Raw genomic sequence first — 24,182 nt, forward strand, 5'->3', positions numbered from 1 at the left:
GTCGTCGTGCCACCAGCCGGCTGCGGGCCGGTCACCGGAAGCGCGTCACGGAGGGGTTCGTCATGATCAACAGGCGTACGTTCGGCAAGGCCGTCGGCCTCGGAACCGGCGCGGCCGCGGTCTCGCTGGCCGGCCTGCAGTCCACGGCGGCCGGCCTGCAGGCCGGCGCGTCCGCCGGAGCGGGCGCATCGGGCGTGGCCGGAGCCTCCGGTGCGGGACGCCTGTCCGTCGTGAGCGGCACCTCCGGCGGCCACACCGCTTTCCCCGCCCTCAAGCAGGTCAGGGCGGGGGTCCTCGACGTCGGTTACGCCGAGGCCGGCCCGGCGCACGGCCCGGTCGTCCTGTGCCTGCACGGCTGGCCGTACGACATCCACAGTTACGTCGACGTCGCCCCGCTGCTCGCCGACCTCGGGTACCGCGTGATCGTTCCGTATCTGCGCGGCCACGGCAGCACGCGGTTCCTGTCCCGCCGGACGCCCCGCACGGCCGAGCAGTCCGCCGTCGCGCTCGACGTCGTCGCCCTGATGGACGCCCTCGGGATCGACAAGGCGGTGCTCGCCGGCTTCGACTGGGGCTCACGGACCGCCGACGTCATCGCGGCCCTGTGGCCCGAACGGGTCAGGGCGCTCGTCTCGACCGGCGGATACCTCGTCACCGACCGCGAGGCGCAGCGGATGCCCGCGGCCCCGGCCGTCGAGCGCACCTGGTGGTACCAGTGGTACTTCGCCACCGAGCGCGGCAAGCGGGCGATGGAGGACGTCGACGAGCGCATCGCCCTGTGCCGCTACGTGTGGACCCTCGTCTCGCCCGGCTGGGACTTCGACGAGGCCACCTTCCAGCGCACCGCCCAGGCGGTCAGGAACCCCGACTACGCCGCCGTCGTGCTCCACAACTACCGCTGGCGCATCGGCCTGGTCGAGGGCGACCGCCGATACGGCCGTTACGAGGAGCGGCTCGCCGCGCGGCCGCCCGTCGGGGTGCCCACCATCACCCTCGACCCGGCCCTCGATCCCTTCACCGCGCCCGGTGACGGCGCCGGCTACCGCCACCACTTCACCGGCCCGTACGAACACCGCACCATCGCGGGCATCGGCCACAACCTGCCGCAGGAGGCGCCGGCCGTCTTCGCGCAGGCCGTCGCCGACGCCGACCGTCTCTGACCACCAGTCTTCCGCTCGTCGGAGCGACGCCGACGGAGCGGAAGAACACCGATGACGAGGAGTACGGGCATGGACCAGGAACGCATGACCGATTCGGCCGCCGCGGCGGCGCGGCACGCACGGTACGGCAGGCTCCCCGAGCGCATCCGCGCCGAGGACACGACCGAAGAGGTGGCGGGCACCCGTGGGGCCGCCGCCTCGTACGACCCCGAGGGCTCGTGGAAGTTCTTCTCCTGCCTCGCCCTCGACCTGGGACTGTAGGCGACCGGCGGTCAGCCGCCGGTCCCGTCTCGCGGCGTCGGTTCCGCCGGCCGGGTCACTTCCCGGCCGCGGCCGGCGCCGTCTTCTTGCGCGCGCGGTAGGCCGCGGCCTTGATCTTGTTGCCGCAGGACTCCATGCCGCACCACTGCCGCCGCATGCCGCGCGAGCGGTCGATGTAGACGCGCGTGCACTCGGGGTTGCCGCACTCCTTCATGAGCGGGACGTCCGGGCCGCTGAGCAGCTCGACGGCCTGCCGGGCCACGGTGGCCAGGGCCTGCGCGGGCGTCGCGTCGGTGTGCCGGCCCCCCATCGTGAGCTGCGGGGTCGCCGGGGTCCGCCGCGCCGCGGCGTTCAGCACCGCGAGCGCCTGCCGGTCGAAGTCCTCGCCGAGACGGCGGTCGGTCACGAGCTGGTAGACGGCCTCGCGCAGCGTGACCGCCTCCCGGACGTCGTCCTCCGCGCCGGGCGTGATCGTGTCCACGAGTCCGGACTCCAGGTACCAGGCGTTGAGCCGGTCCGGCGAGACGAACATCTCGAAGCGGGTCGAACGCCGGGCGCGCAGAGTGGCCGCGAAGTCGAGCGCCGGGTGTCCGCACACGAAGACATGGTCAAGATTCACATCACCATCTTGACAGGTGACCCCTGAGGGGCACAAGGCTCGTCACCGCTGCGCCCCTCCACCGCAACCCGCTGGACCGGCGACTCACACCGCAGGGGCCGCCGTCTCCTCGAGCGTTCCGTCGGCCAGCCGCAGCCAGCGGTTCACCCCGATCTCGGCGAGGAACCGCTCGTCGTGACTGACCACGAGGAACGCGCCTCGATAGGAGTCGAGCGCGCTCTCCAGCTGGCCCACGCTGACCAGGTCGAGGTTGTTGGTCGGTTCGTCGAGCAGCAACAGCTGCGGGGCCGGTTCGGCGCACAGCACGCAGGCCAGGGTGGCGCGCAGCCGTTCGCCGCCGGAGAGCACGCCGACGGGCAGGTGGGCCCGGGAGCCGCGGAACAGGAAGCGCGCGAGCAGGTTCATCCGCTCCGCCTCGGGCCGCCCGGGCGCGAACGCGGCGAAGTTCTCCGCCACCGTGCGGTCCGGGTCCAGCAGGTCCAGCCGCTGGGAGAGATAGGCGACGCGGCCGTCACCCCGCCTGATCCTCCCGTCCTGCGGCGCGAGTTCGCCGGTGACCAGGCGCATCAGAGTGGTCTTGCCCGCGCCGTTGGGGCCGGTCAGGGCGATGCGCTCGGGCCCGCGTACGGAGAGGTCGATCCCGCCCTCCGCGAAGACGTCCCGGCCGTCGTGCCGGACCTGCATCCCCTCGCCGAGGAAGAGGTCGCGACCGGCGGGCACCTGGGTGTCGGGCAGTTCCAGGGTGATGCGCTGCTCATCCCGCAGCGCGCGCCCCGCCTCGTCGAGGCGCGCCTTGGCCTCGCCGACCCGGGAAGCGTGCATCTGGCCGGCCCGGCCCGCCGCCTCCTGGGCTCCGCGCTTCATGTTCCCCGCGAAGATGCGTGGCAGCCCGGCGCTCTTGAGGTTGCGGGCGGCGTTGCTCGCGCGGCGGTCGGCGCGTTCGCGGGCCTGCTGCAGCTCCCGCTTCTCCCGCTTCAGCTCCTGCTCGGCGTTGCGGACGTTCTTCTCCGCGACCTCCTGCTCGGCGCGCACGGCCTCCTCGTAGGCGGTGAAGTTGCCGCCGTAGAAGCGCAGCCGGGAGCTGCCGAGCTCGGCGATGCCGTCCATGCGGTCGAGCAGGGCGCGGTCGTGGGCGACCACCAGCAGCAGGCCCTTGAAGTCGCCGAGGGCCTCGTACAGCTTGTGCCGGGCGTCCCGGTCGAGGTTGTTGGTCGGCTCGTCGAGCAGGAGCACGTCCGGGCGCCGGAGCAGCTGGGCGGCGAGGCCGAGCCGGACGACCTGGCCGCCGCTGAGCGTGCCCAGGCGGCGGTCGAGGGCGAGGCCGGCCAGGCCCAGCCGGTCGAGCTGGGCGCGGGTGCGCTCCTCGACGTCCCAGTCGTCGCCGATGGTGACGAAGTGCTCCTCGCTCACGTCGCCGGACTCGACGGCGTCCAGGGCGCGGATCACGTCGGCGACGCCGAGCACCTCGGCCACGGTGACGTCACCGGTCAGGGGGAGAGTCTGCGGCAGGTGGCCGAGCGTGCCGCCGACGGACAAGGATCCGGTGGCGGGCCGCAGTTCGCCGGCGATCAGCCTGAGCAGCGTGCTCTTGCCGGAGCCGTTGGGGGCGACCAGACCGGTGCTTCCGGTGGTCAGCGCGAAGGACAGGTCGTGGAAGACCGGGGTGTCGTCGGGCCAGGCGAAGGACAGGTTCGAGCAGACGACGGTGGCGTCGGACATGGAGGAGACCTCGGGAGGGCTGGGGGCGGAGACGGCTTCGCCCCGGGCGGACGTGCGGAAAAGGGGTACGACGAACGGGCCACTCCCGGCGGTGCTTCTTCAGCACGCCCGGCGGCCGTCAGGTCCGGATCTCACCCGGAGATGTCGTCGTCACCCACCACGTCTGCGGCTCCTCCATACACGGTCAACGTCGTCGAGAGGCTAACAGACCGCGGCGCCGCCCCGCCGAAATTTCCGCGCCGCGCGGCTCGCCCTGGACCGGGCCGGACGGTGCCGTGGCTGCGACCACCGTCCGGCCCGGAGCGCGTCGGCCCGCGTCAGGCCGCGTGTTCGTGTTCACAGGTGTCGTCGATGCCGTAGGTCTCCCAGGCGGGGAAGTCGTCCTCGGCCGGGGCCGGTTCGCCAGGAGCCAGCAGGCAGGCCTCAAGGGCCGCGCGCAGGTCGTCGGCGCGCAGGCCGGTGCCGATGAAGACCAGTTCCTGGCCCTGCGCGGTCTCCGGGTCCCGGGCGCCGGACGGCTCGAAGCGGGCCACGGCGCCGGCCTGTGACCACAGTCCGGTGACCCGGGGCCGGCTGGCGAGCCAGAAGAAACCCTTCGACCGCAGGATCCGCCCGAAGGCGCCGCCGTCGAGGTCCCGGGTGACGAAGCTCCACAGCCGGTCCGGGTGGAAGGGGCGGTCGGCACGGAAGACCAGGGAGGAGATGCCGTACTCCTCGGTCTCCGGCACGTGGTCGCCGTTCAGCTCCTTCACCCAGCCGGGGGCCTGCTGGGCCCGCTCGACGTCGAACAGGCCGGTGCCCAGGACCTGTTCGAGGGCGACCTGTCCCCGCACGGCCGGGACGACGCGGGCCTCCGGATTGAGCCGGGACAGCGTGGCCCGCAGCCGGCGGGCGGCGTCGGCGTCCACCAGGTCGAGCTTGTTGAGGACGAGGACGTCCGCGAACTCCACCTGGTCCATGAGGAGATCGCTGACCGTGCGCTCGTCGTCCTCGTACTGGTCGAGCCCCCGCGCGACGAGCTCGTCCCCGCCGTCCAGTTCTGCCAGGAAGTTCGCGGCGTCCACCACGGTCACCATCGTGTCCAGGCGGGCCAGGTCGCCGAGGGTGGCGCCGTCGTCGCGCGGGAAGGAGAAGGTGGCCGCCACGGGCATCGGTTCCGAGATGCCGCTGGACTCGATCAGGAGGTGGTCGAAGCGGCCCTCGCGGGCCAGCCGTTCGACCTCCACCAGAAGGTCGTCGCGCAGGGTGCAGCAGATGCACCCGTTGGTCATCTCGACCAGGCGCTCCTCCGTACGGGACAGGGCCGCCTCGCCGCCGCGGACGAGCGCGGCGTCGATGTTGACCTCGCTCATGTCGTTGACGATCACGGCGACCCGCAGGCCCTCGCGATTGCCGAGCACATGGTTGAGCAGGGTGGTCTTCCCCGCCCCGAGGAACCCGGACAGCACGGTCACGGGCAGCCGGTCGTTCGGTGCCATGCGGGCTCAGCCCTCCGGGCGGATGAGGCCGCGCTCGTACGCCTTCACCAGGCGCTGCGGCACCAGGTACACCGAGCCGTCCACGGTGACGGGGACGAGCTGGGCGGTGCTCGCCTTCCACTGGGCGCGGCGGTGGCGGGTGTTGCTGCGGGACATCTTCCGCTTGGGAACGGCCATCGGGACCTCCGGTCAGGCGACGAAGCAGGATCGCGGCGACTCTATATGAAAACGGAAGTCATTACGAACTCGCCCTTACCGGAGAGGCCTGAAGCGGCGCTTGACGCAAGCTTTAATGTCACCCCTCGTGCGGGCTCGTGCTCGTACGGTGAGCGCGGATTCCACGGTTTCCCTTCGTTGGTTGCTATCCGGCCATGGAATGGCCAAGTCCGCCCGGGTGTCGGGTAAACGCGGCTGATGATCGCCCTTGCTTCGCGACTGCAACGGGTTGACATGGCATGCGCACTATGGCTGGCTGGGGACCAGTCATGCGGCGGGACCGCTCGAGAGGGCGCTCCGGCGGGCGTGACGTACGTACAGCCCGGCGTCTTGGGCGCCGGGTCAACGGGGAGTGCCACCATGTGGCATGTACGGGGGATTTCTATGTTCACGCGTAGCTGGCCTGGTTCGGCGTCCTCCAGTCGACGTCGTATGTAGCGGCCGTCGCGAGCCCTCCCGGCTCGCCGACGACGGCCGCGCCGCCACTGTCTCCACTGGCTGCAAGCACTTTGTGCGCACCACTCCTGACCTGCCCCCTGCCGTCGTGCGGCCGGGGCGGCCGGACGCGTGCGCCTTCTTGGAACCGAAAGACGGAGTGACTCGTGAAGAGTTTTGCCGGGCGCTTACCTGTGTCCGCCGCGCAACACGACGTGTGGATCGCCCACCAGATGGATGCCGGCGGCGCCCTCCACAACTGCGGCGGATACGTCGAGATCCGAGGGCGGCTGAACGAGGCGCACCTCGCCGAGGCAGTGAGGCGAGCGGTCGGTGAGACCGACGCGTTACGCGTGAAGTTCGTTGCTGATGAAAAGGGAACGCCCTGGCAGTGGCCGGCCGATGTCGAGGCCCCGCTGCACGTGAAGGACTTCGGTGCGGAGACCGATCCGTTCGGCTCCGCGGAGGACTGGGTGCGGTCGGACCTGGCCACGCCGGTCGACCTCGCGGAAGACCCGCTGTTCACCCACACCCTGCTCCGGCTGGCCCCGGACCACTTCCTCTTCCACCTCCGTTACCACCACATCGTGCTGGACGGTTACGGCCAGGTCCTCTACTGGCGCAGGCTCGCGCAGATCTACACCGCGCTGGAGCAGGGGACGCCGGTCCGCGAGAAGAGCGCGGCCACGCTGCGCGAACTGCTCGACGAGGAAGCCGCGTACACGGCGTCGCCGGCCCACGAGAGCGACCGTGCCTACTGGCTGGGGAACGCCGGCGAGTGGCCCGACCGCATCAGCCTGAGCGACCGGGGCGCCGGAACGACCCGGCCCGCCGAACGCTTCCAGCCCCCCGCCCGGGTCGAGCGGATCGACGAGATGGCCGCCAGGTACGGCACCCCGTGGTCGGTCGTCGTCCTCGCGGCGACGGCGGCGTACCTGCACCGGATCACCCAGCAGGACGAGATCGCCATCGGCCTGCCCGTACGGGCCCGGACCACGCGCACCGCGCTGACGACGCCGGGCATGCTCGCCAACGTCCTGCCGCTGCGTCTCTCCCCGCGCTCCGACATGCACTTCCGTGACCTCGTGCAGCAGGTCTCCGCCCGGGCGAGCGAGGTGCTCGCCCACCAGCGGTTCCGTGGCGAGGCCCTGCAGCGGGAGCTCCGGAGGACCGGAGCGGCCGACGAGCCCCCGGGCGTCGTCGTCAACGTCGTGTCGTTCGACGGCCGGCTGCGCTTCGGCGGCCTCGACGGCACGGTGCGCCAGATCTCCTCGGGACCCGTACGCGACCTCTCCGTCGAGTTCTTCGGCGGCGCCGACGGCGCGGACCTCCTGGTGTCGTTCGACCCCAACCCGGAGCTGCACGACGCCGCGACCGTGTCCGCCCACCGCGACCGGTTCACCGCCTTCCTGGACACCCTCGTCAGGGCCGGCGACGAGCAGCCCCTCGGGGAGATCGAGGTCCTGACGGCCTCCGAGCGCTCCCTGCTGGAGGCGGAAGCCGACGCCCACGCACGGGACTTCGACCTCACCCGGCCCCTCCACGAACTCGTCGAGGAGCAGGCCGCGCGGACCCCCGACGCCGTCGCCGCCGAGACGGAGGACGGCTCGCTCACCTACCGCGAGCTCGTCGGCCGGTCCCGGGCGCTCGCCGCCCGCCTCCGCGCCGACGGCGTGGCTGCCGGCCAGGTGGTGGGCGTGTACGACGAGCGCTCGCTCGACCTCGTCGTGGCGCTGCTCGCGGTCATGACGGCCGGAGCCGCCTACGTACCGCTGGACCCCGAACTGCCGGACTCTCGCGTGGAGTTCCAGATCGCGGACTCCGGCGCGCGGGTCGTGCTGACCCGGTCGGACCTCGCCGGGCGCCTCGCCGGCACCGGTGCCCGGGTCCTCGCCGTGGACGAGCTGCTGCCCACGCTGCCCGAGTCCGGCCCGCTGCGGGGCACCGCCACGCCCGAGGACACCGCGTACGTCATCTACACCTCGGGCTCGACCGGCCGGCCCAAGGGCGTCGCCGTACCGCACCGCGGCGTCGTCAACCGGCTCCTGTGGATGCAGGAGGAGTACGGCCTCGGCGCGGACGACCGCGTCCTGCAGAAGACGCCGTTCACCTTCGACGTCTCGGTGTGGGAGTTCTTCTGGCCGCTGCTCACCGGCGCCGTGCTCCACCTGGCGGCCCCCGGCGCCCAGCGGGACCCGCGTGCGCTGGCGGACGTCATCCGCAGGCACCGCGTCACCACGGTGCACTTCGTCCCGTCGATGCTCGACCTGTTCCTCGCCGACCCCACGAGCCGCGACCTGCCGGCCCTGCGCCGGGTCCTCTGCAGCGGCGAGGCCCTCCGCTCCGAGACCGTGGGCCGGTTCTTCGAGCTCCACGGCGACGGCCCCGAACTGCACAACCTCTACGGGCCGACCGAGGCGTCCATCGACGTCACCTACTGGCGGTGCACCCCGGAGGACGCCCACAGGCCGGTGCCGATCGGCCGGGCCGTCGCCAACACCAGCCTGTACGTGCTGGACCGGGAAGGCCGTCCGCTGCCGCACGGCATCGCCGGCGAGCTGCACATCGGCGGCGTCCAGGTCGCCACGGGCTACCTCAACCGCCCCGAACTCACCGCCGCGAGCTTCGTCGACAACCCCTTCGGCCCCGGCAGGCTGTACCGGACCGGCGACCTGGCCGTGCTCCGCGAGGACGGCGTCGTCCTCTACCGCGGCCGGCTCGACCACCAGGTCAAGGTGCACGGATTCCGCATCGAGCCGGGCGAGATCGAGTCCGCGCTGCTCGGCCACCCGGCCGTCGGGCAGGCGGTGGTGACGGCGCCGCTCGGCAGCGACGGACAGCGCCAGCTCGTCGCCCACCTCGTGCCCGAGCACGACGCCCCGGAACCGGCGGAGCTGAGGGACTGGCTGCGGGAGCGCCTGCCCGCCTACATGACCCCGGCGCACTTCGTCACCCTCGACGCCCTGCCGCTGCTGTCCAACGGCAAGCTGGACCGCAAGGCGCTGCCGATGCCGGAAACCCGGCCGGCCCGCGCCCTGACGCCGCCGGAGACCGCCGAGGAGAAGCTGCTCCACCAGGCGTGGCGCACCGTCCTGGACACCGACGAGATCGGCGTGGACGACTCGTTCTTCGTCCTGGGCGGCGACTCCATGCACGCCATCCGGGTCCGCGCGGAGGTCGAGCGCGGCGGCCTCACCTTCGACGTCTCCGACCTGTTCGCCGGGCCGTCGATCCGCGAACTCGCCCGAGCCGTCCGGCCGTCGCAGGAGCGGGACTCCGCCGACCGCCGTCCGTTCGGGCTGCTCTCGGCGGGGGACCGGGAGCTGCTGCCGGACGGACTCGACGACGCCTACCCGCTCAGCGCCATGCAGGCGGGCATGCTCTACCACGCGGCCTACGCCGAGGACTCCTCGGTGTACCGCGTGGTGACCAGCGCCCGGGTGGCGGCCCGCCTCGACCGCGACGCCCTGCGGGCCGCGATCGACGACACCGCCGCCCGCCACCCGTCCCTGCGGTGCTCCTTCGATCTGGCCCGCTACTCCGAGCCCCTGCAGCTCGTGCACAGCCAGGTCGAGATCCCGCTGGAGACCGGTCTGGACCTCGCGGGCCTGGACGACTGGGCCCGGCTGCGCGCCGTGACGGACTGGGTCGAGGCGGCCAAGTTCACCCGCTTCGATCCGGAGGTCGCGCCGCTGCTGAAGTTCGTGGCGCATCCCTGCGGCCCGGACGCGTTCGAGCTGTCGGTGATCGAGCACCACGTCGTCCTCGACGGGTGGAGCGACATGCGCATGCTCGAAGAGGTGGCCGACCACTACCGGGCGCGCCTCGCCGGCGGGGAACTGTCCCTGCCGCCGGTCCGCTCGGCCTACCGGGACTTCGTGGCCGCCGAGCGCCAGGCCCTGGCGGACGAGCGGACGCGCGACTACTGGACCGGACTGCTGCGCGGCGCCGAGCCCACCCGGCTGGTGCCCCGCGGTGCCACCGGACAGGAAGGCACCGACGGCGCACGGCCGGCCGCCAACCACCGGTACGACGTGCCGGTGGACGGCGAGGTGGCCGAGGCCCTGCGCGCCCTCGCCGGACGCGAAGGACTGCCGCTCAAGTCGCTGCTGACCACCGCGCACCTCGCCGTGCTGCGCCTGGTCGGCGGGGACGACGAGGTCCTCACCGGCGTCGTGGCCAACGCCCGGCTGGAGGAGGAGGGCGGCGACGAGACCATCGGCGTCTTCCTGAACACGCTCCCGCTGCGCGTGGACCTGTCCTCCGCGAGCCTCCTGGACACCGCGCGACGGGTCTTCGACCACGAGCGCCGCTCCGCGGCCCACCGCCGCTACCCCTTCGCGCAGATGCAGCACGACGTCGGCGAGGGGCTCCGGCTCGACAGCTACGTCAACTTCATGGACTTCCACCGGGACCGGCACCGGTCGGCGGACGGCCTCATGGCCGTCACGGTGGGCGTCGCCGAGACCAACTACCCGCTGGCCGTCAACTTCCTGATCGACCCCGAGCTGGGCCGGCTGCAGCTCTGGCTCGACTGCGACCTCGCGGTCCTGCCCGAGGAGTTCTGCTCCCGGCTCGCCGGCTACTACGAGCGTGCCCTCACGGCCGTCGCCCGGCAGCCCGACGAGCGGCTCACCTCGGTCGACCTCATGGCCCCGGCCGAGCACGCCCAGCTGGCCGCGTGGAACGACACCGCCGTCGCGTACGACAGCGCCGACACGGTCCACGGACAGTTCGAGCGGCAGGTGCTGGCGCACCCGGACGCGATCGCCGTCGCCCACCGCTTCGACGAGGTCGGCTACGCGGACCTGGACGCCCGCGCGAACCGCCTGGCACACCATCTGCGTGGCCAGGGCGTCGGACGGGGCGACCTGGTGGGCGTGAGCCTGCGGCGCGGCATCGACCTCGTCGTCGCCCTGCTCGCGGTGCTCAAGAGCGGCGCCGCGTACGTGCCGATGGACCCGTCGTTCCCCGCCGGACGGCTCTCCGACATCGCCGCCGACGCCGGCATCGGCTGCCTGGTCAAGGGGCCCGGCACGCCCGACGGGATCACCGCGCCCCGCGTCGTCGACGTCGTCGCGGACGCGAGGAGCATCGAGCGCTCGCCCGTGACACCGCCCGGAACCGAGGTGTCCGGTGACGACACCGCGTACGTGATCTACACCTCCGGCTCGACCGGCAAGCCCAAGGGCACCGCCCTCCGGCACCGCAACGCCGTCAACTTCTTCGCCGGCATGGACGAGCGGGTCGGCTGCGACGGCGACGACGTCGTGCTCGCCGTCACCAGCGTCTCCTTCGACATCTCGGTCCTCGAACTGCTCTGGCCGCTCACCCACGGCGCCAAGGTGGTCGTGGCGGGAGAGCGCGTCATCGGCAACCTCGTACCGCAGACGGAGGCCAGGGAACGGGCCCTCGGATTCAGCCTCTTCTTCTTCGCCGCCTCCGCGGGGCAGTCCCACCGCGAGGGCTACCAGCTCGTCCTCGACGCGGCCCGCTACGCCGACACCCACGGGTTCGAGGCCGTGTGGACGCCCGAGCGGCACTTCCACGAGTTCGGCGGCCTCTACCCGAACCCCTCGGTGATGTCGGCCGCGCTGGCCACCATCACCGACCGGATCGCGCTGCGCTGCGGCAGCGTGGTCTCCCCGCTGCACGACGCGGTGCGCATCGCCGAGGAGTGGTCGCTCGTCGACAACCTCTCGGACGGCCGGGTCGGCCTGGCGTTCGCCGCGGGCTGGAACTCCAACGACTTCGTGCTGCGGCCGGAGAACTTCCCCGTACGCAAGGAGCGGATGACCGAACAACTGGAGGAGTTCCGCAGACTGTGGCGCGGCGAGCCGGTACGGCGCGTCGGCGGCAGCGGCGAAACGGTGGACGTACGGATCTTCCCCGCGCCCGTCCAGGAAGAGCCGCCGATCTGGCTCACCTCGGTCGGCACCGTGCAGACCTTCGAGAAGGCCGGCGCGTCCGGGGCGAACCTGCTCACCCACCTCTTCGGCCAGAACCCCGACGACCTGGCGGAGAAGATCAAGGCGTACCGGCAGGCCCGGGAAGCCGCCGGGCACGCCGGTCCCGGCCAGGTCACCGTCATGGTGCACACCTTCATGTCGGACGACACGGAGCAGGCCAGGCAGCAGGCGCGGGAGCCCTTCCGCAACTACCTCCGCAGCTCCACCGAACTGTGGCGCACGCTCTTCGCCTCCACCGGGCAGGACCTGCCGGAGATGGGCGCGGAGGAGCAGATCGACGCCGTGATCGACATGGCGATCAACCGGTACTTCGAGACCTCCGGCCTCTTCGGATCCCCGGACAGCTGCGCCGAGCTCGTCCGCGCGCTCGCCGCCGCCGGTGTCGACGAGATCGCGTGTCTGGTGGACTTCGGCGTCGAGGCGCCGGCCGTCCTCGAGAGCCTCACCTGGGTGGACCGCCTGCGCGACGCCCACGCCACCGAGGTCGCCGAGGGCGCCCACTCCTTCGCCGCGCTCTGCGAGCGGCACGGGGTCACCCTCGTGCAGGGCACGCCCTCGCTGTTCACCGCGGTCGCCGCGGAACCCGCCGCCCTGGATTCCCTGCGGGGCCTGCGCGCCCTGCTGATCGGCGGCGAGGCGTTCCCCTCGGGACTCGCGCAGCGGCTGCTCGAAGCCCTGCCCGAGGTGCGGATCTGCAACATGTACGGCCCCACCGAGACGACCATCTGGTCCACGGTGCACGAGCTGGACCCGCGGCGGGACGCGAGCGCCGACACCATTCCCATCGGCCGGCCGATCGCCAACACCGAGGTGCTGGTGGTCGACGGGCGCGGCCGGCCGCTGCCGGTCGGCGTCTCCGGCGAGCTGTGGATCGGCGGCGACGGCGTCGCGGCGGGCTACGTCGGGCGACCGGAGCTGACCGCCGAGCGGTTCGTCACCGGCGCGGACGGCGCCGGCCGGTACTACCGGACCGGTGACCGGGTGCGCCGGCGCGCCGACGGCAGCCTGGAGTTCCTCGGCCGGATCGACCGGCAGGTGAAGATCCTCGGCCACCGGGTCGAGCCCGACGAGGTCGAGAGCGTCCTCTCGCGCCACGCACAGCTCGACGCGGTCGCCGTCACGGCGGTCGAGGGAGCGCACGGCACGGAGCTCGTCGCCTACGTGTCCCCCGCGGACTCCCTGTCGGACGCCTCCGTGCAGGACGCGCACGTCCGCCGGTGGGGAGAGGTCTGGGAGAGCGCGTACACCGCCGCGGACGGCGACGGGCCGGAGGACGGCACGGCGCCGGACGCCGCCGCGGACGACGGAAGCGAGTTCGCCGGCTGGCTCAGCAGCTACACCGGCGATCCCATCCCCGCCCCCGAGATGCGGGAATGGCTGGGACACACCGTCGAACGCATCCGCGCGCTGCGTCCCACCGCGGTCGCCGACATCGGCGTCGGCGTCGGCCTCGTGCTCCGGAACCTGGCCGACCAGGTGGGGGAGTACCACGGCGTCGACGTCTCGCCCGCCGCGCTCACCGCCGCGGCCGCCTCCCTGGGGCGCCCGCTCCCCGAGCACGTGCACCTGGAGCGGTCCGGACCCGAGTACCTGGCACGACTGGCGCCCGGAAGCCTGGACACGGTGGTCATCAACTCGGTGGCGCAGTACTTCCCCGGGACCGACTACCTGCGCACCGTCCTCACCGACGCCGTGCGCGCCGTACGGCCGGGAGGCGCCGTCTTCGTCGGCGACGTCCGCTCGGTCGAGATGCTGCCCGAGTTCCAGACCGCCGTGACCCTGCACCGGGCAGGACCCCTCCAGACGGTCGAGGAGATCCGGTCCGCGGTCACCCGCAGGCTCCAGGAGGAACGGGAACTGTGCCTGTCCCCGGCCTTCTTCCAGCAGCTCGCGGCCGGACTCGACGGCGTCGGCGAGATCCGCTTCGAGCTGAAGCGGGGCCTGGCGGACAACGAGCTCTCGCTCTTCCGCTACGACGTCACCCTGCTGGTCGGCGACCGGACGACGCCCGGCACGCCCGAGCGCCGGCTCTCCTGGAACACGCTCGACGACGGCCTCGGCGGACTGCGGCAGCGGCTGGACGCCGGCCCCGAGGGCCTGCTGGTGACCGGCGTCCCCAACCGCAGGCTGCTGCGGACCACCGCCGCCGTGCGCGCGCTGGAGGAGACCGACGGCACGGCCACCGCCTGGGATCTGGAGCGGCTGCTCTGGGACCTCGACGACGAGGCCGGGGTCCATCCGGAGCAGATGTACGACCTGGCCGCCGCACTCGGACGACCGGTCAGGGTCCTGGTGCCGCAGGACGGCCGGCTGGACACCTTCGACGTGGCGTTCGGAAGTCCGGTCCCTGCCCACGACGACGCTGAGGACAAGGCATGAGCACGACCCGACGACTCGCCAACGACCCGCTCACCTCGGCCTGGGCGGCCGGACTGCGCTCCTCCCTGCGTGCCTACGCCAGGACGCACCTCCCGGACGCCATGGTCCCGGCGCACTTCGTCGTGCTGCCGGAGCTGCCGAAGCTGCCCAACGGCAAGGTGGACCGCAAGAGTCTGCCTCCGCTGACGGCCGAGGAGACCCCCGAGACCGCCTACGTCGCGCCCCGCACACCGGTGGAGACGCAGCTCGCCCGCATCTGGCAGGACCTGCTCGGCCTGCCGAAGGTCGGGGTGGAGACCAGCTTCTTCGACCTGGGCGGCGACTCCCTGACGGTGCTCCAGATGACCGCGCAGGTACGTGAGGTCTACGACGTGCGCCTCGACCTCCGCCGGATGTTCGAGGACCCCACCGTCGCCCAGCTCGCGCGGATGGTCAGCTCCCAGGCGGACCCGACGGTGACCGGGGCCGGCAACCCCCGGGGCGTCGCGAGCGAGGCGATGGCGGCCGACGCGGTGCTGCCGGCCGACGTCGTACCCGAGGACGGCGCCCTGCCCGCCACGGCGGGCCCGTACCGCACCGTCCTGCTGACCGGCGGCACGGGATACACCGGTGCCTTCCTGCTCCGCGAACTGCTCGACCGCTCGTCCGCGACCGTGCACGTCCTGGTGCGCGCCGAAGGACCCGAGCAGGCACACGAGCGGGTACGCGGGAACCTGGCCGAGTACGGGCTGCTGCGCGACGGGGACGAGCAGCGCGTCGTCGGCGTCCCCGGCGACACCGGGCGCCCCTACCTCGGACTGACGAAGGCGCTGTACCACCGGCTGGCCGCCGACGTGGAACTGATCATCCACAACGCGGCGATCTCCAGCTGGATCGTTCCCTACGCCAAGATCAAGCCGGTCAACGTCTTCGGCGCCCTGGAGGTGCTGCGGCTCGCCTGCCGCACCCGCGTCAAGGCCGTCCACTTCGTCTCCACCATCGGCGTCTACCCCGGGCACGAAGGGCAGCGCAGCTGGGCCGAGACCCGGCTCACCGAGGCCGAGCACGTCGTCGGCGGCTACCGGCAGTCGAAGTGGGTCGCCGACAGCCTGATGCTCCAGGCCCGGGACCGCGGGGTGCCGACACACGTCTACCGCCTCGGCGCCATCACCGGCTCGCAGACCACCGGCGCCTGCTCGCCCGACACCTTCATCAACCACCTGATCAAGGGCTGCGTCCAGCTGGGCGCCTACCTGGACCACGACCTGCTCCTCGACCTCGTGCCCGTGGACTTCTGCGCGGCAACGGTGGTGCACACCGCGCTCTCCGGAGGCCGCGAGGAAGCCGTCTTCAACGTGCCCAGCGCCGGATCCGTCGGCATGAACGAGATCTTCGAACTGATCGTGGCCTACGGCTACCCGCTGCGCCGCCTGGACTACCGGAGCTGGTACCGCGAGCTCGCCGCCGCCGTGGAGCGCGGCGAGGAAAACGAACTCGCCGTCTACCTGCCCCTGTTCGGCGCCGACCAGCCGGCCGAGGAGGTCGGCTACCTGGGCAGCAGGCCGGACTTCCGCACCGACAACCTGCGCGCCGCACTCGACGGCTCGGGCATCGAGTGCCGGCCGGTCGACCAGGCGCTGTTCGACCTCTACCTCGACTACTTCGTCTCGTCGGGCTTCCTGCCCGCCCCTGCCGCCGGCACCGCCGGCCCCCAGACCCGGAGGACCGCGTGATGACCGCTCCCGCCGTACCCGCCTTCCCGATGCCGCGCCGGCACCCGCTGGACCCGCCGCCCGAGTACCGCGAACTCAGCGCCGAGCAGCCGGTCTTCCAGGTGCAGACCCCGCGCGGCGAGGCCGTCTGGGTGGTCACCCGCCACGCGGACGCCCGCGCCGTGCTCACCGACACCCGGTTCAGCTCGGACCCGAAGACCCCGGGCTACCCCTCCTACATCTCCGGCGACACCCCGATCCCGCCCGGCTTCTTCCTCAACCAGGACGAGCCGGACCACGGCCGGCTGCGCCGCCTGGTGACCCGGGAGTTCCTCATCAGCCAGATGGAGGCGAAGCGGCCGAGGATGAAGGCGATCCTCGACACGCTGCTCGACGAGATGACGCGGGACGGGAACAGCGCCGACCTCGTGAAGCAGCTGGCCCTGCCGATGGCCGCGACCGTGATGTGCGAGCTCCTCGACGTCCCGTACGAGGACCACAAGATCTTCGTGACCCTCACGGACACGATCCTCGACCGCAGCAGCACGCCCGAACAGGCCGAGGGCGCCGCCCGTGAACTCATGGCGTACTTCGACGAGGTGGTCACCGCCCGCAAGCGGCAGCCGACCGACGACATGCTCGGACGGCTCGTGGCGCAGGAGGAGGCCGGCCGGATCAGCCACGAGGAGTTCGTCGGTCTGGCGGCCCTGCTGATGCTCTCCGGCTACGACACCATGGCCCAGATGATCGGCCTGGGCACGGCCACCCTGCTCGAGCACCCCGACCAGCTCGACGACCTCAGGGCCGACCCGTCGCTGTACCCGCAGGCCATCGAGGAACTGCTCCGCTACCTCTCCATCAACCACGCCGGACTGCCCCGCGCCGCCACCGAGGACCTCACCGTCGGCGGCCAGGAGATCAAGGCCGGGGACGGCGTCCTGGTGATGATCAACGCCGCCAACCGCGACGCGGCGGTCTTCGAGGCGCCCGACACCTTCGACATCCACCGCAAGGACCCGCAGGCACACGTCGCGTTCGGCCACGGCTTCCACAAGTGCATCGGGCTGACGCTCGCCCGCGTCGAACTCAGCACCGTGTTCGCCGGCCTCTTCGACCGGCTGCCCACGCTCAGGCTCGGCAGTCCGCTGGAGGAGCTGCCGTTCCGGCACGACATGGTGCTCTACGGCGTCCGCGGACTGCCCGTCACCTGGTGATCACCGGTGTCTCCACGCAAGGTCACTCACTTCACGAAGGACGCAAAGGACGCATGATGGTGGATACGGTCTTCCTCCTGCCCGGCCAGGGGGGTTACACCCCCGGGCTGTTCGCCGGTGACGACTCGCCCGAGGTCCGGGAGGTCCTCGACACGGCCGACCGCATCGCGGCCGAGTTCGGACGCGGCGGCGTCTCGCACCTGCTGACGCACACCGACGGTCCCTCCGCGGCGGACCTGGTGCGCTCGGACTCCTTCGCCCTGCAGCTCGCCGTGTTCACCGCGGCCGTCGGCAGCTTCCGCATCGCACGGCGCCGGCACACGCCGGACGTCGTGGTCGGGCACAGCATGGGGGAGATCGCCGCGCTGACGGTGGCCGGCGCCTTCAGCACGGCCGACGGGGCGCGCCTGGTGTGCCACCGCTCGGAGGCCCTCCTCGCCCACTGCCCGTCGGAGGGCGGCATGGTGGCCCTGGACCTGCCCACGGGCCGCGCGGCACACCTCGTGGGCGCCGTCGCCGACCGGCGACTGGCCGTCGCCGTGTCCAACGCGCCGCGTCAGACGGTCGTGGCGGGACCCGACGAGGCGGTCGCGGTCGTGGCGCGCCTCGCCGCGGCGCTGGGGGCGCAGGCAACCCGCCTGAACGCCCCGTTCCCCTTCCACAGCCCGATGCTCGCGGTCGCCGCCGAGGCCTTCGGCGAAGCGATCACGGGAATCCGGCAGCACCCGCTGCGGGCAGCGGTGTACTCGCCGGTGGCCGGCGGATACCTCCAGGACGACACCGACCTCAAGGCGCTGCTCGTCCGGCAGCTCACCACTCCCGTACGGTTCATGGCGGCGGTGCGCGAGCTCCACGCCGACGGCGCGCAGCGCTTCGTGGAGTGCGGCCGGGCCGGGCTGTCCGGACTCGTCCGGCGCAGCGTGCCCGAGGTCGACACCACCCGTACCGCTGAGGCGCGGGGCGCCGGCGCCACGCCGGCACCGGAGACCGGGGCGACTCCCGTTCCGGCTCCGGCAGCGACGCCGACTCCCGTAGGGACGGGGCCTGTTGCGTCCGGTGTGAGTGTGCTGGACGAGTTGCGTGAGCTGTACGCGTCGGTGCTCGGGTATCCGGTGGAGGTGATCACCGGTGATGCCGATCTGGAGGCGGATCTGGGGATCGATTCGCTGAAGCGCGCGGAGATGCTGGGGAAGGTGTCGGCGCACTTCGGTCTGGGGGAGTCGGCGGTGGACGGCCGCTTCGTCGCCCAGCCCACCCTTGCCGACCTGGCGGCCCTGATAGCCGAGGTCCGGGGCGGCGCGGCTCCTGTGGCCCGGGCGACACCGGCTCCGGCAGTGACAGCGACGCCGACTCCCGTAGGGACGGGGCCTGTTGCGTCCGGTGTGAGTGTGCTGGACGAGTTGCGTGAGCTGTACGCGTCGGTGCTCGGGTATCCGGTGGAGGTGATCACCGGTGATGCCGATCTGGAGGCGGATCTGGGGATCGATTCGCTGAAGCGCGCGGAGATGCTGGGGAAGGTGTCGGCGCACTTCGGTCTGGGGGAGTCGGCCGTCGACGGTCGGTTCGTCGCCCAGCCCACCCTCGCCGACCTGGCCGACCTCATCACCGCCGTCCAGCCGTCCGCGCGCTGATCTACGACAACGGGAGCCAGCATGTCCCTCGACCTCTCCGGCCGCACCGTCCTGGTCACCGGTGCCGGCGGATCACTCGGCACGTCCGTGACCCGGCGGCTCACCCGGCTCGGTGCGCGCGTCGTGACCTGCGACGCGTACGACGCGCCGCGCATCCGGGCGGCGCTCGACCGGACCGACGGCCGGCCGGGCGCGGTCCACGCGCTCGTGAACGCCGTGGCCGGTGAGGAGGGACTGCGCGACGCCCGCGAGGCGACGGCCGCGGCCGTCGCCCTCATGACGCCGCAGGGACCCGGTGCGATCGTGCACGTGGTCACGGACCCGCCGGCGCAGGAAGCCGTGGCCGGCCTCGTGCGCGATCCCGGCGCCTCGACGCGGGACGGCGTCCGCGTCAACGCCGTGGTGCTGCGCGAGGACGCCGAGTCGGCGGCGGACGGCGTCGCGCAGCTCGTCGGGTTCCTGGTGTCCGACGACGCGTCGTCCGTCGACGGCAGGACGCTGCTCGTGAGCGGGCCGCCGGCAGGGACGGCGCCCGCCGACGACGCGGTCGTCGTCGTGGGCATGGGACTCGCCCTGCCGGGGGCGAGTTCCCCGGAGCAGTTCTGGGAGCTCCTGACGAGCGGCGAGCCGGTCTTCGCAGAGCCCGGCGACCGGCTGGACATCGACGGCCTCTGGTCGGCCGACGACACCGCCGAGGACAAGACCTACTCGCGCGTGTCCGGCTTCATGACCGGCTTCGAACCGCACCCGCGCCTGCGGGAGGAACTGGAGTCCGGGGCCTTCGACGGCGAGGAGTACACGGCCCTGTGGCTGCGTCACTCGCTGCTCGGCGCCACCGAGAAGGTCACCGTCCGGCCCGGCGACCGCCAGCTGTTCGCGGTCGGCCTCACCCCCGACGGCAGCCACCACCTCGAGCACAGCCTGGTCTCGGCCGGGGTGCGCAAGATCCTGGCCGACGCGGGCGCGAAGGTGCCGGACGAGATCGACACGATGTTCCCGCTGGCCTCCGGATCCCCGGAGGACGTACTGCCGTACCGCATCGCCCGCACGGCCGCCGCCGGCCTCCCCGACTCGGCGGAGATCGTCGTGGTCGACACCGCCTGCTCGTCCTCCCTCTACACCGTCGACCTGGGAGTCCGGGCGCTGCGCGCCGGCGAGACGGACGTGGCCCTGTGCGGCGGCGCCTTCGCCCTCAGCGCCCAGAACCTGGTGCTGTTCTCCAAGCTCCGCGGCCTTTCCCGGTCCGGCCGGGTGCGCTCCCTGGACCGGGGCGCCGACGGCGTGCTGTTCAGCGACGGAGCCGCGGTCCTCGCCCTGAAGACCTACGCCAGGGCGATCGCCGACGGCGATCCCGTCCTCGGGTTCGTCGCAGGCTTCGGCGGATCGTCCGACGGGCGGGGCAAGGCCATCTACGCCCCCAACGCCGCGGGCCAGACGATCGCCCTCGACCGGGCCTGGCGCTCCGCCGACGTCACCTCCGAGGACGTGGACTGGATCGTCGCGCACGCCACCGGTACGCCGACCGGTGACCGTACGGAGATGAGCGCGCTGACCCTGAGCGCGGGCCCGGACAAGACGTGGACCATGACGTCCAACAAGTCCCTGGTCGGGCACACCGGCTGGGCGGCGGGAGCGGTGTCGGCGATCCACGCCCTCCTCGCCATGCGGCACGAGGTCATCCCCGCGCAGCGGCAGTTCGACGAGCTCCCCGAGGGAATGTCGACGGCCGTGCACGTGCCGGTCGACGACGTGCCGTGGGCCGCCACCGGCGATCGCCCGCGCACCGTCGGCGTGTCGGCCATGGGCTTCGGCGGCACCAACGGCCACCTCGTCCTCACGGACCGGCCTCCGGCCCGCCGTACGGACTCCGCCGGCCGGCCGGCGAGCACGGAGGACGACCCGGTGGTCGTGGTCGCCGCGGGCACGCACCTGCCCGGCGACCCGGACGAGGAGCGGGTCGGCCGCTGGCTCTCCGGAGGGGCCGCCGACTGGCCGGCGTCCTTCGGCGAGACCTACCCCCTGCCCTCGCCCGTGGAGGTCCGGCTGGCGCCCTCAGCGATCGCCGCCATGGACCGCAGCCAGCTGATGGCCCTGCGGTGCGCGGACCTCCTCGCCGGGGACTGGGCGAAGAACGAGGAACTGGCCGCGCGCACCGGCGTGCTCGTCGGCCACAGCGGACCGACCCGCGCCGCCCTCGCGTCCGACCTGCGCTGCTACCGCGAGGACCTGCTCCGCAGGCTGACCGGGCCCGCGGGCATCGCCCCCCGGACCCTGGACGACGCGGTGCGCGCCCTGTCCCGGCCCGTCAACGAGGACGCCTATCCGGGGCTCATGCCCAACGTCATCGCGGCCCGGGTGGTGCAGCGCCTCGACCTCCACGGGCCGAACATGACGCTCGACGCCGGCCGGGACTCCACCACCTCGGCCCTGGCCACCGCCATCCGCTACCTGCGCGACGGCGAGATGGACCTGGCCCTCGTCATCGGCGTCAACGCCACCACGGACCACGTCCCCACCCACGGCGGCAAGGAGAACGCGGAAGCCGCCATCGGCTTCCTCCTGACCCGTCAGAGCGTCGCCCGGGAACACGGCATGACCGTCCTCGGGCAGGTGGGGCTCGCGACGGCCGGCATACGTGTCGAGGCCGGAGCCGACGAGCAGCCGCGGGAACGCAACCACCGTGGCGCCGAGGGCGCCGTGGCGCTGCTGCGCGCCCTGCACTCCCCGCGGCAACGGACGGTCATCAGGCCGCTCGAGGACGACCACACGCCCGCCGTCGTGGTGACTCCCCAGCGGCCGGCCGACGCCGAGGCCGCTGTAGCAGCCGACCGGGCCGACAGCGCCGAGAACGCCGGCTCGCTGAGCGGTCACCTCGCGCGGCACGCCCTCGTGCTGCGTCCCGTCCCCGTCCGGAACGTCCGCCCCCGCGTCGCGGCGCTCCCCGCCGGAAGCCTGGTGCTGACCGACGAGCCGGGCGCCCTGAAGGACGTCGGGATGCCGGCGGACTGCCTGGTCGTCGCTCCCCGGACCGCACCGGGCGACACCACGCTGCCGTTCCCGGTGGTCCGCCTCGACGAGCCGGAGGACCTGGAGCGGCTGCTGACCACGGACGGCCGGTCGTTCGGCCAGATCCGCGTCGTCCTCTCCGGATCGCGCGCCACCACGTCCGGCCGGGACGTGCCCCAGCGCGTCCTGGACCTCCACGACCTGGCGTTCCTGGCGGCCAAGCACTGCGCCACGGCACTCGACGACGGCGGCTGCCTCGCGGTGCTCGCGCTGGGCGCCGTGGACGGCACGACTCCCGTCCCGGCCGTCGGCCTGTTCGGCGGCCTGGTACGGAGCCTGACCCAGGAGCTGACCGGCTGCCTGGTGTTCGGCCTGGTCGTGGACGGCGAGGACGCGGCGTCCGGCCTGGCCCGGCTCTCCGAGGAGTCGGCCGCACACCGCCACATCCCGGTCGCCTACGAGACGGGCGGCGTACGGCACGAGCTGATGCTGCTGCCGGTCGGGGCGCCGCGGGACGACACCGCCCTCCGCCTGCCGGACGACCCGGTGATCGTGGCCACCGGCGGGGCCCGCGGACTCACCGCCCACCTGGTGCACGAGCTCGTGGCCGACCGCGCACCGCGCGGCGTCTGGCTGCTCGGCACGGGCCCCGCGCCCGACCCGTCCGCGACGGCCCTGGCCCGCCTGCCGCGGGCCGAGGCCCTGCGCGAGCTGATGACGCGCTACCCGGACGAGACGCCCGCCGCGCTCAGCCGCCGCTACGACCGGGCCGTCCAGCAGCACGAACGCGCGGGCACGCTCCAGGAGCTGGAACGCTCCTGCGGCGCGGCGCGGGTCCACTACCGGCAGTGCGACGTCCTCGACGAGGCGGCCGTCCGCACGGTGATCGACGAGATCCTGGCCGAGGAAGGCCGGGTGGACGTGCTGGTGCACGGCGCCGGCCTGGCCCGCTCCGCCGGCCTCGCCCGCAAGAAGCTCGCCGACTTCCGGGCGGTACGGGACGTCAAGGTCCGCGGATACGCGCACCTGCGGGCCGCTCTCGGGAACCGGCGCCCCGCGCTCTGGTGCAGCGTCAGCTCCGTCTCCGCGTTCACCGGACTGCGCGGCGAACCCGACTACGGCGCGGCCAACGAGTACCTGCTGCTCGCCGCCGCGCACGCCCGCGCGACCGAGGGCGCGGACGAGGTCGCCCTCGCCTCCGGGCTGTGGGTCGAGTCCGGCATGGCCTCGGCGGACACCCCGAGCGGTGCCTTCCTGGCCCGCCAGGGCGAGATCGGCCAGCTGACCGACGCCCAGGGCCGGGAGTTCTTCCGCACCGAGCTCCGCGGCCGCGGCAGCCACGGACTGGCCACCACCTGGATCGGCGACGCGGACTGGACGACCCTGCAGCGCAGGGCTCCCGGGTTCCGCGCGGCCTGCGAGGAAGAGGCCCGACGGGTACCGGAACCGCCGCGCACGCCGGCACCGGCCGCCACCCGGCGCGCCTTCCTGACCGGTTCCCCGGAGCGCGACGGCACCTCGGCGACGTGGACGTTCGAGGTGGACCTCGACGAGCACCCGTACCTCCTGGAGCACCTGGTCGACGGCCGGCCGACCGTGCCCGGCACCTTCATCCTGGAGATGGCGGCCGAAGCCGCGGCCGCGCTGGCCCCGGGCATGGTCCCCGCGCGGATCACCGACGTCGTCCTGTCCCAGTTCATCCGGGCGGCCCGGCACCGCTGGCCGCGGACCCTGTGTGTCTCGGCCGTACGCGACGGCGACCGGGTCGCCGTACGGATCACGTCACCCGCCGCCGCCCCCGTACCCGAGCGCGAGCACTCGCGCATGGTGGTGCACCTGGCCCGGACGCTGCCCGTCGGGCCCTGGTGCCCGCCCGCCCCGGCCGACGGCAACGACGCCCCCAACACGTACGAACTGCCCGGCACGCCGGTCGAGTTGAGCGGGGTGTTCGGCGCGCTGCGCCGTCCCCGGCTGACCGCCGACGGCGGCTCCGCCGAGCTGCGTCTCACCCTTCCGCCGGGCGGCGGTGTGCACTCCCGCTTCCTCCTGCCGAGCGTCGCCCTCGACTGCCTGCTGCGCACCTCCGTACTCGACGGCAGGCAGCCGGGCGAGGTGCCCGTGATGGTGCCCACGGAGCTGGCCTCCGTGGACCTGTACACCCCGGCCAACGACGTGGACCTGGCCGCCGGCCGGCCGGACGGACGGGTGCTCCGCCACTGGTTCGACCCCGCGTCCGGCGAGGAGCGCTGCGCCCTGGTCGGACCGGACGGCCGCGCCCTCGTCCAGGTGACCGGCATCCGGGGAGCGGAGCTGGGCCGGTACGACCCGGGAGCACGGACGTGGCGTGCCGGGGCCGCACCGAGCCGCACGGGCGCGCCCGTGTGACCTCGGTGAGTTCGCAAGA

At 73.0% G+C, this 24,182-nt stretch carries 11 protein-coding genes; 7 read left to right on the top strand and 4 right to left on the bottom strand.

Translation table 11 applies throughout. The features are described from left to right. Window positions 1-62 precede the first annotated feature (62 nt). Window positions 63-1,160 carry an alpha/beta fold hydrolase gene (locus ACFVGS_RS21225; RefSeq protein WP_385693337.1) on the top strand — a complete coding sequence of 366 codons (1,098 nt, stop codon included), beginning with the start codon at window positions 63-65 and terminating at the stop codon, window positions 1,158-1,160. 69 nt (window positions 1,161-1,229) lie between these two features. Beyond that, complete coding sequence (locus tag ACFVGS_RS21230; protein ID WP_385693338.1) at window positions 1,230-1,421, top strand: hypothetical protein; 192 nt, start codon at window positions 1,230-1,232, stop codon at window positions 1,419-1,421. A 55-nt stretch (window positions 1,422-1,476) separates the two neighbouring features. Here the strand turns inward: ACFVGS_RS21230 and ACFVGS_RS21235 are convergent, their stop codons facing one another. The 4 genes from ACFVGS_RS21235 to rpmF form a co-directional block, all read right to left on the bottom strand. Then, a complete protein-coding gene (locus ACFVGS_RS21235; protein ID WP_384412987.1) occupies window positions 1,477-2,040 on the bottom strand; it encodes a CGNR zinc finger domain-containing protein in 564 nt (187 codons plus the stop codon). A gap of 84 nt (window positions 2,041-2,124) precedes the next feature. Further along, window positions 2,125-3,759 (bottom strand): ABC-F family ATP-binding cassette domain-containing protein, encoded by a 1,635-nt coding sequence (locus ACFVGS_RS21240; protein WP_385693339.1) that lies wholly within the window; start codon window positions 3,757-3,759, stop codon window positions 2,125-2,127. A 317-nt stretch (window positions 3,760-4,076) separates the two neighbouring features. Further along, window positions 4,077-5,237 carry a GTP-binding protein gene (locus ACFVGS_RS21245; RefSeq protein WP_384412993.1) on the bottom strand — a complete coding sequence of 387 codons (1,161 nt, stop codon included), beginning with the start codon at window positions 5,235-5,237 and terminating at the stop codon, window positions 4,077-4,079. A 6-nt stretch (window positions 5,238-5,243) separates the two neighbouring features. Further along, the gene (gene rpmF, locus ACFVGS_RS21250) at window positions 5,244-5,414 is read right to left on the bottom strand and encodes a 50S ribosomal protein L32 (protein WP_384412996.1); all 171 of its coding nucleotides are present in this window, start codon (window positions 5,412-5,414) and stop codon (window positions 5,244-5,246) included. Between the two features lie 668 nt (window positions 5,415-6,082). On the opposite strand from rpmF, the gene ACFVGS_RS21255 reads away from it, so the two are divergent. Genes ACFVGS_RS21255 through ACFVGS_RS21275 form a run of 5 tightly spaced genes read left to right on the top strand, consistent with a single transcriptional unit; the run spans window position 6,083 to window position 24,163 of the window. After that, the gene (locus ACFVGS_RS21255) at window positions 6,083-14,236 is read left to right on the top strand and encodes an amino acid adenylation domain-containing protein (protein WP_385693340.1); all 8,154 of its coding nucleotides are present in this window, start codon (window positions 6,083-6,085) and stop codon (window positions 14,234-14,236) included. Further along, entirely contained in the window at window positions 14,233-15,948 is a 1,716-nt protein-coding gene (locus tag ACFVGS_RS21260) for a thioester reductase domain-containing protein (protein WP_385693341.1), read from the top strand. The genes ACFVGS_RS21255 and ACFVGS_RS21260 overlap by 4 nt, the downstream gene beginning before the upstream one ends. Further along, window positions 15,948-17,141 carry a cytochrome P450 gene (locus ACFVGS_RS21265; protein WP_384413005.1) on the top strand — a complete coding sequence of 398 codons (1,194 nt, stop codon included), beginning with the start codon at window positions 15,948-15,950 and terminating at the stop codon, window positions 17,139-17,141. Before ACFVGS_RS21260 ends, ACFVGS_RS21265 begins: the two co-directional genes overlap by 1 nt. 53 nt (window positions 17,142-17,194) lie before the next feature. Then, the gene (locus ACFVGS_RS21270; RefSeq protein ID WP_385693342.1) at window positions 17,195-18,772 is read left to right on the top strand and encodes an acyltransferase domain-containing protein; all 1,578 of its coding nucleotides are present in this window, start codon (window positions 17,195-17,197) and stop codon (window positions 18,770-18,772) included. Window positions 18,773-18,793: 21 nt separating this feature from the next. Continuing rightward, window positions 18,794-24,163, top strand: a complete 5,370-nt coding sequence (locus tag ACFVGS_RS21275; RefSeq protein ID WP_385693343.1) for an SDR family oxidoreductase — start codon at window positions 18,794-18,796, stop codon at window positions 24,161-24,163. Window positions 24,164-24,182: the final 19 nt, after the last annotated feature.

Origin of the sequence: Streptomyces sp. NPDC127114 (assembly GCF_042677525.1) — a bacterium.
GTDB lineage: Bacteria > Actinomycetota > Actinomycetes > Streptomycetales > Streptomycetaceae > Streptomyces.